The organism is Caldalkalibacillus mannanilyticus JCM 10596, from assembly GCF_000615945.1.
Lineage (GTDB): Bacteria > Bacillota > Bacilli > Caldalkalibacillales > JCM-10596 > Bacillus_AT > Bacillus_AT mannanilyticus.
Map to the genome: position 1 here is coordinate 14,217 of NZ_BAMO01000024.1, position 13,517 is coordinate 27,733.

A 13,517-nucleotide genomic window follows, 5' to 3' on the forward strand; every position below is an offset into this window, starting at 1 on the left:
ATTAATGCAAGTGATTAGTGCAAGTGGTTAATGGAAGTGATTAATGAAATGAATGGGAGGGTATGAGATGTCGAAACGATGGATGCGTAGCATCATTTTGATCATTTGTCTGATGTTTATTGTAACGCCGTTCTCTAAATCCGCAGGCATGGTGATTCATGCGCAGCAAGCGCCAGAAAACCTACCTGTCATTGGAGTACATGCCAGTAATCATGATGGGAATTTCCCGGAAAATACATTAGATAATGATCTAAATACTCGTTGGTCAGCGCAAGGAGTAGGGGAATGGATTCAATATGATCTAGGCTCGCTCCAGCAAGTGGGGTATCTAGGGATTGCTTTTCATAATGGGACGCTGCGCTTGACGACTGTGGATATTGAAGTATCTGCGGACGGAGTGGAATGGATAAAAGTAGTGGACCATGCAACCAATAGCGGTTCAACGTTTAATTTAGAGCCCTATGATTTTAATGATATTACTGCTCGTTACGTGAAGATTATTGGTTATGGAAACTCAGTGAATACGTGGAACAGTATAACCGCGGTTCATATCTACCCACCCAATCCTGATGGACCGATTGTTGCTCATCTCGAAGCGATCGATCCCGGACCTGTTCCAGGTGCTGAACCTTTTACCAAACCAGGGCTTTATAATCCTGATGGTTCTCCACATCCCATTCATGAACCTAATCAAGTAACAGGGAGAACGTTAAATGTCCTTGATTTTGGAGCCAATCCTGCTGACAATAATACAGACGATTTACCTGCGATTGCCGCAGCATTAGAAGAGGCGAGATTTGGCGATGAAGTATATTTTCCTAATGGAGTCTACAACCTAATCAGTCAAATGCCAACCGATGGAACCTCCCATCTCCACTTAAAATCCGGGGTGAACTTACGCGGAGAAAGCCAGACAGGAACCATACTTAAATCCTATTTTGATGCTCAGGATGCCCCAAATAGCAAGGTTCTTACAGGATATGCGAGGCATCATATTGTTATCTCTAACATAACGATCACTTCTACTTATGAAGGGGATTTTTCAAGTAATCCTGACCAGAATAACCCAGACCGTGGTGGACCTGCTTATGTGATTTATTTGTCCGATATGGCAGGATCACCCTCTCATCATATTACGATGGAACATGTGACGATCGAGAAGTTTCAACGAATGGGAGTTCGTATCGATCGCAGTCATGATATTGTAGTTCAGAATTCCACATTTCAGAAGGCGACAGATGTAGGTGGAGGTGGTGCAGGGTATGGAGTCGCTATCCAAGGGGTTGTAGGAATCAATCGGCTGGGGCATGCGAATGACTCTCATTTTAACGTAGTACAAAATAATAGATTTGAAGGTCCTTATTTACGTCATGGGGTTCTTGTTCAGTACTATTCCCACAATAATTTAATTGCCAATAATACATTTCGAAGAGTCATTCATGACGCGATTGATTTACATGGTCAAAGAGAGTACCTCAACGAGATCACAGGAAACACATTGGAAAACATCACAAGAGGTGGCATTGGGGTAGGGAATACAGGAGGGACTCCTCCTCACAATCATTCTGCGTCAGGGGCAGGAAATTATATTCATCTAAATACATTAACCAACACAAGGGATGGAATTACGGTCATCATGGGCTCACCAGACACCGTGATTGAAAAAAATACCATTGTGAATACAATGACTCCTGCTCATTCTAAAGGAATCTATCTGCTGAATGCTCCAAGAACAGTGGTTCGAGAGAATGTGATTCAGAATAATACAGCTCAAGGATTCTGGGGCATTCATCTTGCCGAGGATTTGGGTGATCGAAACAATCACAACAATGGAGCTGGTCTTCCCGAAGATATTCTCATAACAGGGAATCGAATTCAAGGCAATACGAACGGGATCTTGATCGAAGCTGGAAAAAGAATTAGAGTGGAGCAGAATGAAATAAGTGGAAATATAGAAGAGGATTATATCAATTTAATAGAGGAAACAGAAGACCCAGACCCAGAGACTCCAGTAATCATAGAAACCCTTTCTCCTACAGATGATGCTCTAATAGATATTGAAAAGCCAAATGCAAATTATGGATCACTTAATCAGGAGTTAATTGATTCGGGAGCACCAGATCAAAACTATTATAAATTTTTTAATATCAAGAGAAATGCTATTGGAAGCAAAGGAAGGATTGCCTACTATAAGTTTCCCGTTGAACAAATATCCGGACTGCAACGAGCGGTTTTCGAGTTGACAGGAAAGCTTGGTAGCAATACTCAGAGAGTAGAGTTAGAAGTCTATGGACTGACCCATGATGACTGGGATGAGAATACGATCACTTGGAACCAATCGATGAATCATCTGCCCGATTCAGTGGATGTAACGGGAATTGGGGAAACGGCTTTTTTCCTTGGTACATTCACTGTAGAACATCCCACAGAAACCCCTTATCAAGTGGATATTACAGACTTTGTTCAGCAACAGACGAATGGTTATGTTACTTTAATGGTCATAGATAGGCTTGGGCAAAACGGAAATATTAATCTTTACTCTAAGGAAGAAAGCAATGCAGGAAGAAGACCAGCCTTACTTCTTGAGAAAGTGCAAGCTATCGAACCGCCTCTCTTGCTTTCTAATGTTTCATTTCATGATTATAGGGGAAAAGATGCTAGGGCAGATTCAAGATTAGGTCTGATGCGTGGAATGCTAGATATTGAAAATAGGGGTCATATGGAAGTACATGCTTCTCTTATTGCTGAACTTTATGCTCCTGATGGCACACTGCATACCGAGCAAAGCATGGAAGTACAAATAGAGGGAAAAGAAAGAGAAACGATAGAAATAGACATGATTGTTCCAAGGAAATCGAAGGGGTATTATGTGAAATTGTATGTCAAATCTCTCACACTAGAAAGCTTGCTTTCCAATGAATTAGAATATACGATAAAGCAACGAAAAAACGGTTAGGGCAATAGCCTAACCGTTTTCTCTTTCGTCTACTTTATCTATCATGCTTACTCAGTTACTTTAAAAGTTCCTCCATAAACATAATTGGTTTGTCCTGCTTTCGAGGCATGGACATAAAGTCGATATTCACCTGGAGCTAATGCTTCACCTTCTATTGTTTTGTTCCATGTGAAGTTATTGTATCGAGGAGGAAGATTAGTTCCTAAATGCACATCCCCTACAAGAGTCGTCCCATCAGCAGTGTAAATCCATAATCCTGCATTCTCCGCTCCATTAGGGAAAAAGGCACTCAGATTTAATTCACCAGCAGCATTCTCAGTAAAGCTAAAATGAGTAACACGACTGTAATCTGGTTCTTGTACAAATAGGATGGTAGGTACATGGATTGTTTCTTCTCCATCGCTCACCACAACACTTCCTTCATAGTAGCCAGCCTCTAATCGAGAAGCATCTACTTGAACTTTTAGATTCAATTGAGTAGATGATTTTCCTTTCACTTGCAGGTTATTACTTGTAGACACATGAATTCCTACAGGATTACCCTTAAACTCAACTTGTACTGAATATCTCTTTCTAGTATCAGATAAATTTTTGATCGTTAGTTTCGTATTTTTAACTTCTTTTCCACGTTTTTTATCGAAAACCCCGAAGGAATGACTCCCTGGATCCACTAAAGTAGATACGTCAAGTGCTGCTGGTATACGAATGCTTCCAGCCCCTTGGGTATTATGAGGATATTCCTGACCTGTTGCGGGATCAATAAGTCTCTCAGAGGTATTCATTAGGGCAGACTTAACATCATAGACTCCCCAGCTTGGATTTGCTTGTAACAATAATGCAGCAGCCCCCGCTACGTGAGGAGAAGACATGCTCGTTCCTTGTGATGCTGAATAACCATGAGGATTTTCAGGGTTATGAGTCGGAACCGTACTGGTGATGTTGACACCTGGAGCAGCCACATCAGGCTTAATCATCCATGTCCCTACTACAGGACCACGAGATGAGAATGCTGCAACTGTTTCGCCAACAGCACGATCAAACTGGATGTTAAATGATACTTCGTTATTACCGGCTGCAAGTTCATTGATCATCTTTTGACCATCCGTATCACTTAGCTTGATCGTTGGGACAGCTAAGCCAGGTACATTAACTGGGATGGGACCAGAAAGCTGATTGTACATCACCACTCCTATTGCTCCTGCTTCTTTGGCATTTTTCGCTTTATCAATAAAAGCAAATTCCCCACGACTCACTAAAGCAATTTTTCCTTCTACGTCTTTTCCTACAAAATCCTCTTTATAGCCTAAACCAACGTGAACAAACTCATATGTTCCTTCATTTAAGGATAACAGCTCTTCTTCAGAAGGATGTCCCATAACTTCAGCACTTGGATAAGCTACACCTTCCGAAGTGGAAATGGAAGCTTTAAACTCATTATAAGGCAATTGAGTAGCACCTACAGATATGGCTTGACGAGAGGTTCCAGGGGAGCCTACTGTCCAGTTATTTGGTCCTGCATTCCCATTGGAAGTTACAGCAACAACTCCTTCAGCCATTGCCCAGTCTAAGGCAATACTTGTCGCCCAATCTGGAGTATTTAAGGTATTACCCAATGATAGATTCATGACATGAGCACCATCTTGTACGGCTCTTTCAATCCCCGCCACGACTCCCTCAGTCGAACCTGTTCCACCAGGTCCTAAGACACGATAGGCGAGTAAAGTCGCATCTGGAGCAACTCCTTTAATCACTCCATTGGCAGCTACTGTTCCGGCAACGTGTGATCCATGTGTGGTTGAACCTCCACGTGGATCACCAGGAGGAGTTTCCTGAGGGTCATTGTCATGGTCGATAAAGTCCCATCCTTTGTACTCGCCAAAGGCATGTACTAAATCTGGATGAGTATAATCGACCCCTGTATCTAGAATAGCGACGACAATCCCTTCTCCCGTAATTCCATTCGCCCAAGCATGATCAGCTCCTATAAATGGAGCACTCTCTGCCATATGAGGTGTGAATACTTCACCATCAATATAATTGTCTGTTGAAGTTACCGTATAGCTAACATTAGGATAGACTGCTTTTACTCCTGGCACCGCTAATAAAGCTGGAATTTGATTGCTTGGCAGCTCTAACGCAAAGCCAGAGAAAAGATACTCATATTCCTTTCCCACTTTAGCATGATCAACATTCTTATTTATTTGGTGAATGACTTGGCTACGCTCTTTTGTAAGAGATGCAGAGCTTTTATTCTTTCCATTATGCTTTGCTTGAATAATAGATTCTGTGTGCAATTCAACAATCACTTTTTCTGATTGAGTAGAGGAAAGATCGTAATCACCAAACAGTTGTGCGAGATCACCTGTATTTTGACTTTCATTTGAAGCAAATACACCCATTCCAAAAGAAGAAAATACAAGTGCGAATGTTAGCAAAAATATGAAAATTTTAGAAAAAAATCTTTCTTTCATTACCTCATCTCCCTTTTATGAAATCTATGAATATAGTATTACGCTGTTCCATTATATATATTGTAAGCGCTTACTTAAATGGGTCTAGCATCCTGATTTAACGACAAATTATCCGATAATTCGATAAATTTCAAATAGTGCCTTAGGTGTAATTTTCAAAAAATAAAACAAATTTCCCTATTACTAGAAAAATTTTGCTTGTACTTTCCATACCTGCTGATTTTAATCAGCTGGACAATGGGTGTTGGAAGCTATTATTAATTTTTGGTTTTTATACCAAATGTTTCTTGACAAAGCTAGATATAGTCTGTAAGGTTAATTATTAGATTTCTTATCTATCATGAGTATTATGACAAGTCAGTTATTTTAAAAGGTTATAAAAACCAAAAACAACCAAGGGGAGAAAGAAGGAAGAAGCATGTTTGAAATATATGAATTGAATCAGAAACCAGAATTATTTGAAGAAGCTGTTACATTGTTTTGGAAGCAATGGGGAAATGAACACAATTACGAGTTTTACCGAGATTGCATGCTTCATTCTTGTACAACAACGGATGAGATTCCAAGGTTCTATATTGCCTTGTTTGATCAAACATTGATCGGTACATATGCTTTAATACGGAACGATCTGAATAGTCGTCAAGACTTATACCCCTGGGTTGCTTGCGTATACGTTGATCCACAGTACAGAGGACAAGAAATTGGCTCTAAACTATTACAGCATGCAATATTTCAAGCAAAGGTGAAAGGCTATAAAAAACTATACTTAACTACTGATCTGGATGGCTACTACGAAAGGTATGGCTGGACTCACATTGGAGAAGCCTATGGAGTAAGTGGTGGTTCTATTAAACTATATGAAAAATCTACAGAGTGAACTGATCATTTAAGTAGATAATAGTAGACATAGAAAACAATAGTGATTTATCGTAAATTGTTTGTAAAAAAGAAAAAACTTTCTATTTAGACTGACCTAGTCATATGAGACAGTAATACAACACCTTCCTAGGCTGCCATATCACCAAACTCTATTGGTGTATGGTAGCCTAATTTTTCTTGGATACGCTCATCGTTATAATACCTCATATATTGATCTACACGTTCCTTTACTTATTCTAAAGACAACGAATTGAATTTAACATACTGAAATTCTTCTGATTTCAGTTTCGAATGAAAAGACTCAATGACTGCGTTGTCCCAACAGGTTCCCCGGCGTGACATACTACTGACTAAATTCTTTTCTTTAATCCGATTTTGATAAGCATAAGAAGAATAGACACTTCCTTGATCTGAATGGATGATGACTCCTTTAGGGTTTCCTCGCTTTTCTAGTGCTTTATCCAAGGTATCATATCAATCACCAAAGGGATTTGTTGATGAGTATAAAGCTTATAAGCAACTATTTGATTATTAAACAAGTCTATAATCGTTGATAAATATAACGTGTCTGGACCATATTGAATGTAGGTAATATCCGTTACACATTTTTGGTTAGGTTTGCTTGCGTGAAACTCTCGCTGTAATAGGTTTGGCGCGACAACGACAGATTCCCCTTGAGATTTCCACCTTCTTTTTTGCTTTACTCTACATTGAAGGTGGTATTTCTGCATGATCCGTTAAACAGTATTGCGGTTTAATTTGATCTGATAGTCCCGTTTTAATAGCTCCTTGATTTTAAGATGGGAATAAAGCTGATAAAATAGCTGATACTGTATATTTTTTTCGTGAAGTTTGGACTAGTTGGAGGACGATTTCTTTCTCAACTCTTTTTCGATCTCCAAATACTCTTTTAAGATTTTATTTTCCTGCTTTAAGTGATTTATTTGACGTTTTTTTCTCTTCATCACTTGAACTATCAGGCCCATGACCATATGAATATTATTTCCCTATTGGTTGATCGAACCGATGAACCTGATTTTCACGATACCATTTCATCCACGTTTTAATTTGAGACACATTTTTAATCCCATATTTGTTCATGATCTACGGTTCGTAAACTGCCCACTCATCTTATCTTTCACGACTGCCCACTTAACCTCATTTGAATATACGTTTTTGCCCATGCAAAAAATACCTCCGAATTAGTATTTTGTTTAAGTGTACCATTTCGAAGGTGTTTTATAGTGTCTCAATAATTTAGGTTAGTCTAATTTCCAGGCAATTCTTTTTGTAGGTGAATACAAAAATAGGAGGAATAGTGAGTGACAACAAATATTTGTTTACATAGGATTGCCAAAGTTTATGATTTTAAAACAAAATCAAACGCTGGCGTTGTCATAAGTGGAATGAAGTATTTTCTGAACCAATTTATATCAGTTCCAACTGGTAAACACCAGGACTATCGGTTTCGTAAGAAAGCGTTTAATATGTATTTTGGAACAACGATTAGTTACGTTAGCCGTTAATTGGGGGTAAATTGTAAAACGCATGAGAGATTTTATTATGACATAAAATTGATGAAGTAGCTGTAAGAAAAGGTCATAGCTATGAAAGTGTGGTTACAGATATCTAGACAGGTATGGCTCATCAAATGGTTCCCAAAAGTCAAAGAAAAACGCCATCCGTAGAGGTTATCGATATGTGGAAGCCCTTTTTCAAAGCATGTCGTTCAAGGTTCCCTGATGCAACTATTACCATCATCATCGTATGCCTACTATCTTAAGGAATGGTGTTATGATTTATATCATTAGCTCAACTATGAAGATGCTTTTTCACTTCCTCACATTTTAGGTGATGCAGCGTAAGCTTTAAGCCCAAACTGCTTGGTCCTTACGTGGTACCATTTGATTGGTAGTTAAGTAAAGAAGGGAGAAGACTAGCTTATGAAAAGGCAGAAATGTGCAATTCACATAGAAAATTACTAAGAGCTGTAAAATTTAATAAGTCATTTTTTCCAAAAATTACTTGACAAATTTATATTTTACCTTTATGGTTAATTGCTATAGTAACTAACCATAAAGGAGGGTATCTTTGAAAATTTCAATTGATGAAAATCAGCCCATCTTCAAACAAATAGCTGATATCATAGAAGATCAAATAATCAATGACATGTATAGAACAGATGAGCAGATCTTATCAACCACACAGCTTACAAAAATGCTACAGATCAACCCAGCTACGGTAGTGAAGGGAATTAACCTTCTTGTCAAACAAGGGATTCTATATAAAAAAAGCGGGATAGGGATGTTTGTATCTTCTGGAGCAAAAGAAAACATATTGAAGAGAAGAAGACAGGATTTTTATCGAAAATATGTGGAAACGTTATTAGAAGAAGCGAAGAAGATTCATCTAACAGAAGAAGATATTTTAAACATGATTAAGAGGAAAGAAGGCTGAGGGATTTGAATACCATTTTGGAATGTAGCAATCTATCGAAAAGTTATGGGAAGGTTCAAGCTGTTAACCATATTGATCTTGTTCTTGAGGAAGAGACAATCTATGGATTACTTGGTCAGAATGGTGCTGGAAAAACGACGTTACTGAATATGATTACAGGGAACTTATTTTCCGATTATGGGGATGTAAAAATTTTTGGAAAAGAAATCAAATCCACTATTAAATCCGAAGAACTTTGTTATGTAAAGGAGAAGAGTTTCTTTTTTAGAGAAGCTAGGGTGCGCGAGCTGCTAGAAATTGCTTCTGTGTTTCATAAGAATTGGGATTGGAAATTTGCTCATGAGTTGTTGAAGATTTTTAGGTTAAATCCAGAAAAGAAATATAAGCAGTTGTCCAGAGGGATGGAATCACTTGTTGGTATCATTATTGGGCTTGCAAGTCGAGCTCCATTAACGATTTTTGATGAGCCTGTACTCGGATTAGACGTGATTATGAGAGAGAAGTTCTATACTGTTCTCCTCGAAGATTATGCTACTCACCCTCGTACCATCCTAATCTCAACGCACTTAATCAATGAAATCTCCAAGATTATCGAGAAAGTGTACATGATTGATGCAGGAAGAATGATTCTAGAAGGTGATATGGATAGCATTAGAAATCAATCTTATGTGATTTCTGGAATGACCGAGAAGGTTAAGATGTTTATAAAAGATAGAAACGTTATCCACCTAGATGTTTATCATAACATGGCCATTGCTGCTATTTTTGAAAAAATAGATCCAAAGGGGAAGATGGAAGCGGCTCGTTTAGAGCTTTCCATTGAAGGGATGTCACTCCAAAAGCTTTTTACTTATGTAGTTACTGGGAGGAATGAAAGTGAGTAGAGTAAAGAAGGTTTTCATAGGGAGTTATGCAGCACTAAAAATGTACTTGTTTATAATCACAGGATTAGTCGGAGTTGTGTTTTTGACTAATTTTATACTTGGTATCACAGGTATAAGCGCGCATCCTGAAATTTCTTCCTCTAACATTGCCACAATATTTCTGCTTTTTATGGCTGGGGTTCTACCACTATATTTTTTTAAGAGAATCATGAATCTAGGAGCATCACGAAAAGATTATTATTATGGTACAATGATTGCTTATGTATTCTGGGTTGCTATTTTTTCAGTCTTTAATATCATTTGGTTTTTGCTAGAAAAACATATTTTTGAATTTAAAAGATATATCAATATTATCGAGGCCTTTGGTTGGGACCGTTATGGAATTTTGGAGATGTTTTTCTATCAATTTTTTGCCTATTTGTTTGTTGTGGCCCTATTCAACTTGCTTTTTTCTGGAGTTAGAGATAAATTGGCCATACCGCTTTATATTATACTAGTTGCCTTTGTTTCAATGAGTATGTCCATTAGTACGTTGAGGGATAGCGTTTTTCAAGTACTTGGTTTTCTATTTTTCAACCCATCCCTTATCTTTAGCACTCTATTGACTTGTATTGTTATCGGTTTTCTATTTTTGTTTGGTTGGTTTTTCACTGCTAGGAGAGAAATAATATGATAAAACTATTGAGATTAGTTCGAAACTATGACAACATGCAAAAAAGATAAATACAAAAAAGCAGGTGAAATATGTCAGATTATATTCATTACTTACGAAATCTTGTGGGCAACAATAAGGTTATTATGGTCGCAGCTGGTGTCTTAATTTTAGAAAAAGAGAATCGAGTTCTCTTACAACTTCGTAGTGATAACGGAAAATGGGGACGTCCCGGAGGATTTATGGAGATGGGTGAAACCATTGAAGAAACAGCCCGAAGAGAGGTGTATGAAGAAACGGGATTAACTCTGGGAAAATTAGATTTTTTCGGTATATATTCGGGTCCAAATTATGAAAGCACATTAGCCAATGGTGATCAAGTGGCTCTTGTGAAAATCATCTTTACCTGCCAAGACTATCATGGAACATTGGACAAAGAGAATGAGGAATCTCTGAAACTAGAATTCTTTTCAGTAGATGATCTGCCCGAAAATATCTACCCACCACAAAAAATTGAATTCATAGATCTGTTATCAGGGAAACAGCCGCCGTTTATCAAATAGAATAGGATTAGATTACTAGAGAAAAAGAAATATAAAGCATCAGCAACGTCTCCAAAGCTACATTTTGGAGACGTTGCCCTTAAAACCTAATCCATATTAACTTAATGCCTTTGCTAAGCTCTGTCCAAATGCTGTCGCTCCATCTGGACCATCACTTGTTATAATGTCTTCGTAAGCAACAACATTTTGAACCAAATATTCAACGTTATGAGCTTTCAATTCGTTAATCATCACATCGACTGGATAGCAGGTTGCTTTTCTACCAACCAGTAAACCTGTTTTTACGATTGAAACAGCCCCTGCACAGATTCCAGCGATAAGAATCTTCTGCTCATGAGCTTGAACTAAATAGTTTGATATGTCTTCGTTTCTCCAGAGGTGATCAATAGTCCCAGATCCTCCAATCACAACGACAAGATCATAATTCGTAGCTGCAACTTCAGAGAAGACGACCTCTGCTTGTACCTTTCCTTTATAATCACCTATGATTTCACCTGTTTTGGTACTTGCTACAGTTACTTCTACTCCGGTGTTTTCTAATTCTTTTTGCGGCTTAAAGAGTTCCTCTTCATTAAACCGATCAGGTGGTAAAATAAATAATGCTCTTTTTTTCAACATAAAACACTCTCCTTATCACTTGAAAAAGTTGGCTACTTCAACAAAGCCTATTATAATGGTGCAAATGGTTCCTTGGAAGAATGCACTTTTTTGTGCGTTGGTTACAGAAAAGTAACTAAAGAAGAGCAGAAGGAGATAAATCAATGTCCGATAAGTTAAGAGAAGAAATCAAAAATAAGATTAATAATGGGGACTATCACTGTGCCAAAGAATTAACTCTATCCATTATTAGCGGGAAGTGGAAGGTCGTGATTCTATGGCATCTCGGTGTAGAAGGTCCTCATCGCTTTAGCGAACTCCAAAGGCTTTTTCCAAAAATTTCTCACAAGATTTTAACCAATCAGCTACGCGAACTGATGGAAGATGGAATTGTTCGTAGAGAAGTGTTCCCTGAAGTACCTCCGAAAGTTGAATACTCCATGACGGAACTTGGTATGACCTTACTACCTATCGTTGAAATGATGTACGAATGGGGAGAGAAACGTCTGAAAGAACTAAAACAAGATTTAGGACATGAGTAGGGTGAAAGAGTGATGCTCCTCTAGCAGGATATACATTGGAGCATCATATCCAGGATATTGGAAGTGTTGTACGCCAAGAGAAACTAGAGGAGTTTATTATCTTTGGATTCTCTAGGGGAGTGTCCTATGCATTGGGATTTGCTTTAAAGAACTCAAGTAAAGTTCGAGGGTTGATACTAGGAGATTATCCAGCTGTTCACACAAAATTAGCGGATCAGTGGGTAGAGTGGTTTATTAATCTCCCTCCTTGGAAAGGAAAAACGGCGCTAAAAAGAATGAAAAGATATGCCATTGAGAGAATCCAAAAAGAATCAAGTGAAAAAGAGTTTTGGCACGAACTCTCTACCTTAGAATGTCCTGTTCTAGTAATACGAGGTGGAAAACAAGGAGCCATTCTATCTGATGAGCTGTGCCAAAAGTACAAAGAATCACTTACCAATGTGAAAACTATCTGTTTTGAGGATTCCGACCATAATTTGTTCCAGCCAAACTTGGAGAGCTTTACTCAGACCGTGAATACATTCACTGGGCAAATAACTTGATTGCCTCATCTAAGGATTTGTCTATTGCAATGGGAGAATAGATGAACCAAGGATCTTCTTCTACGTAATAGACCTTATTATTTTTCACAGCATCAAGGTTTTTCCATAGAGAGCTATGCTCCAGCTGATAGAGCATTCCACCCTCATCTCGTGCTTCTTGACCGTAGACTAACATGATTATTCGGTCCCCTGCAAATTCTGGTAGCATCTCCATTGAGATATTTTCAAAAACAAACTCCTTGAAATCGGGGTCATTATTCAAGCGTTCTTGTATAAATGGGGGAGGAGTTAATTGTAATGCTCGATAAAACATATGCCCAATGTTGCGACCACCGTATATTCTAAGGGTATCTTTTCCCCAGACCATGAAAATCGAAACCACTTCGTCTTCTCCGATTTTTCCTCGTATTTTTTCTCTTCCTTCACTGGCTTTAGCATCCTGAGTTGCGATCCATTCTTTTGCTTCTTTTTCTTTGTCAATGACACGTGCAATCTCAAATAATTGGGTAAAAACATCACCATGCATCCAAGGAACAACAACAGTCGGGGCTACCTTACTTAGTTGTTCAACTTCTTCTTGATTAGCGGCAATGATTAAATCAGGTTCTAATTCTATGATTTTCTCCAGACTGAATGGATGACCAAGATCAGCTACATTTTCTTGTAATGTCCCTAAATATTTGTTATCTAATACGTGAGAAGGGACACCCACTGGTTTAACCCCAAGAGCAAGCAATGCATCTAAATATTGAGTAGTTACTATTCGTTTCGGTTCCACTGGAATCTCGATTTCTCTTCCAGTCACATCGATAAATGTCCTTGTAGCGAGAGCCTCCTTGAGATGATCAGTATTTTCTACTTGCTTTGAATCCGTTTCCTCGTTTCCACAGCCTACGAGAAAAAAGAGTAGAGCTACAATCAACATGTTAAATAATAAGTGCTTTACCTTCATAATAGTTGCCTCTCCTTAATGA

12 protein-coding genes and 1 pseudogene are annotated in these 13,517 nt (G+C 38.3%); 9 read left to right on the forward strand and 4 right to left on the reverse strand.

Going from position 1 to position 13,517, the window contains the following annotated elements; genetic code table 11:
* Nucleotides 1-67 precede the first annotated feature (67 nt).
* A complete protein-coding gene (locus JCM10596_RS27960; protein ID WP_025027571.1) occupies nucleotides 68-2,956 on the forward strand; it encodes a DNRLRE domain-containing protein in 2,889 nt (962 codons plus the stop codon).
* A gap of 47 nt (nucleotides 2,957-3,003) precedes the next feature.
* Here the strand turns inward: JCM10596_RS27960 and JCM10596_RS13430 are convergent, their stop codons facing one another.
* Complete coding sequence (locus JCM10596_RS13430) at nucleotides 3,004-5,427, reverse strand: S8 family serine peptidase (protein ID WP_025027572.1); 2,424 nt, start codon at nucleotides 5,425-5,427, stop codon at nucleotides 3,004-3,006.
* Nucleotides 5,428-5,845: 418 nt separating this feature from the next.
* Here JCM10596_RS13430 and JCM10596_RS13435 point away from each other — a divergent pair, with 418 nt between their 5' ends.
* Nucleotides 5,846-6,304 (forward strand): GNAT family N-acetyltransferase, encoded by a 459-nt coding sequence (locus JCM10596_RS13435; protein WP_025027573.1) that lies wholly within the window; start codon nucleotides 5,846-5,848, stop codon nucleotides 6,302-6,304.
* Nucleotides 6,305-6,432: 128 nt separating this feature from the next.
* Here JCM10596_RS13435 and JCM10596_RS25525 read toward each other — a convergent pair.
* Nucleotides 6,433-7,490 (reverse strand): annotated as a pseudogene (locus tag JCM10596_RS25525) (IS3 family transposase).
* 138 nt (nucleotides 7,491-7,628) lie between these two features.
* On the opposite strand from JCM10596_RS25525, the gene JCM10596_RS13450 reads away from it, so the two are divergent.
* The 5 genes from JCM10596_RS13450 to JCM10596_RS13470 all read left to right on the forward strand — a co-directional run bounded on the left by JCM10596_RS13450 (nucleotide 7,629) and on the right by JCM10596_RS13470 (nucleotide 10,862).
* A complete protein-coding gene (locus JCM10596_RS13450; protein WP_025027574.1) occupies nucleotides 7,629-7,832 on the forward strand; it encodes a hypothetical protein in 204 nt (67 codons plus the stop codon).
* A 565-nt stretch (nucleotides 7,833-8,397) separates the two neighbouring features.
* The gene (locus JCM10596_RS13455; RefSeq protein ID WP_025027575.1) at nucleotides 8,398-8,763 is read left to right on the forward strand and encodes a GntR family transcriptional regulator; all 366 of its coding nucleotides are present in this window, start codon (nucleotides 8,398-8,400) and stop codon (nucleotides 8,761-8,763) included.
* Nucleotides 8,764-8,768: 5 nt separating this feature from the next.
* Nucleotides 8,769-9,647 (forward strand): ABC transporter ATP-binding protein, encoded by an 879-nt coding sequence (locus JCM10596_RS13460; RefSeq protein WP_025027576.1) that lies wholly within the window; start codon nucleotides 8,769-8,771, stop codon nucleotides 9,645-9,647.
* Nucleotides 9,640-10,320, forward strand: coding sequence for a hypothetical protein (locus tag JCM10596_RS13465; RefSeq protein WP_025027577.1), 681 nt, complete (start codon nucleotides 9,640-9,642; stop codon nucleotides 10,318-10,320). The genes JCM10596_RS13460 and JCM10596_RS13465 overlap by 8 nt, the downstream gene beginning before the upstream one ends.
* 71 nt (nucleotides 10,321-10,391) lie before the next feature.
* Nucleotides 10,392-10,862, forward strand: a complete 471-nt coding sequence (locus JCM10596_RS13470; RefSeq protein WP_025027578.1) for an NUDIX hydrolase — start codon at nucleotides 10,392-10,394, stop codon at nucleotides 10,860-10,862.
* A 96-nt stretch (nucleotides 10,863-10,958) separates the two neighbouring features.
* On the opposite strand, the gene JCM10596_RS13475 is transcribed toward JCM10596_RS13470, so the two are convergent.
* The gene (locus tag JCM10596_RS13475; protein WP_025027579.1) at nucleotides 10,959-11,477 is read right to left on the reverse strand and encodes a DJ-1/PfpI family protein; all 519 of its coding nucleotides are present in this window, start codon (nucleotides 11,475-11,477) and stop codon (nucleotides 10,959-10,961) included.
* Between the two features lie 146 nt (nucleotides 11,478-11,623).
* Between JCM10596_RS13475 and JCM10596_RS13480 the strand changes: the two genes are divergently transcribed.
* Together JCM10596_RS13480 and JCM10596_RS13485 are read left to right on the forward strand one after the other, a co-directional pair.
* A complete protein-coding gene (locus JCM10596_RS13480) occupies nucleotides 11,624-12,001 on the forward strand; it encodes a winged helix-turn-helix transcriptional regulator (protein WP_025027580.1) in 378 nt (125 codons plus the stop codon).
* A gap of 35 nt (nucleotides 12,002-12,036) precedes the next feature.
* The gene (locus tag JCM10596_RS13485) at nucleotides 12,037-12,543 is read left to right on the forward strand and encodes an alpha/beta fold hydrolase (protein WP_025027581.1); all 507 of its coding nucleotides are present in this window, start codon (nucleotides 12,037-12,039) and stop codon (nucleotides 12,541-12,543) included.
* On the opposite strand, the gene JCM10596_RS13490 is transcribed toward JCM10596_RS13485, so the two are convergent.
* A complete protein-coding gene (locus JCM10596_RS13490) occupies nucleotides 12,524-13,495 on the reverse strand; it encodes an ABC transporter substrate-binding protein (protein WP_025027582.1) in 972 nt (323 codons plus the stop codon). The two genes, JCM10596_RS13485 and JCM10596_RS13490, sit on opposite strands and share 20 nt — an antisense overlap.
* Nucleotides 13,496-13,517: the final 22 nt, after the last annotated feature.

What these genes read in the sequence shown, in the direction of transcription:
- JCM10596_RS27960 (WP_025027571.1), top strand. Translation starts at nt 68, where the DNA reads ATGTCGAAACGATGGATGCGTAGCATCATTTTGATCATTTGTCTGATG.
- JCM10596_RS13430 (WP_025027572.1), bottom strand. Translation starts at nt 5,427, where the DNA reads ATGAAAGAAAGATTTTTTTCTAAAATTTTCATATTTTTGCTAACATTC.
- JCM10596_RS13435 (WP_025027573.1), top strand. Translation starts at nt 5,846, where the DNA reads ATGTTTGAAATATATGAATTGAATCAGAAACCAGAATTATTTGAAGAA.
- JCM10596_RS13470 (WP_025027578.1), top strand. Translation starts at nt 10,392, where the DNA reads ATGTCAGATTATATTCATTACTTACGAAATCTTGTGGGCAACAATAAG.
- JCM10596_RS13480 (WP_025027580.1), top strand. Translation starts at nt 11,624, where the DNA reads ATGTCCGATAAGTTAAGAGAAGAAATCAAAAATAAGATTAATAATGGG.
- JCM10596_RS13490 (WP_025027582.1), bottom strand. Translation starts at nt 13,495, where the DNA reads ATGAAGGTAAAGCACTTATTATTTAACATGTTGATTGTAGCTCTACTC.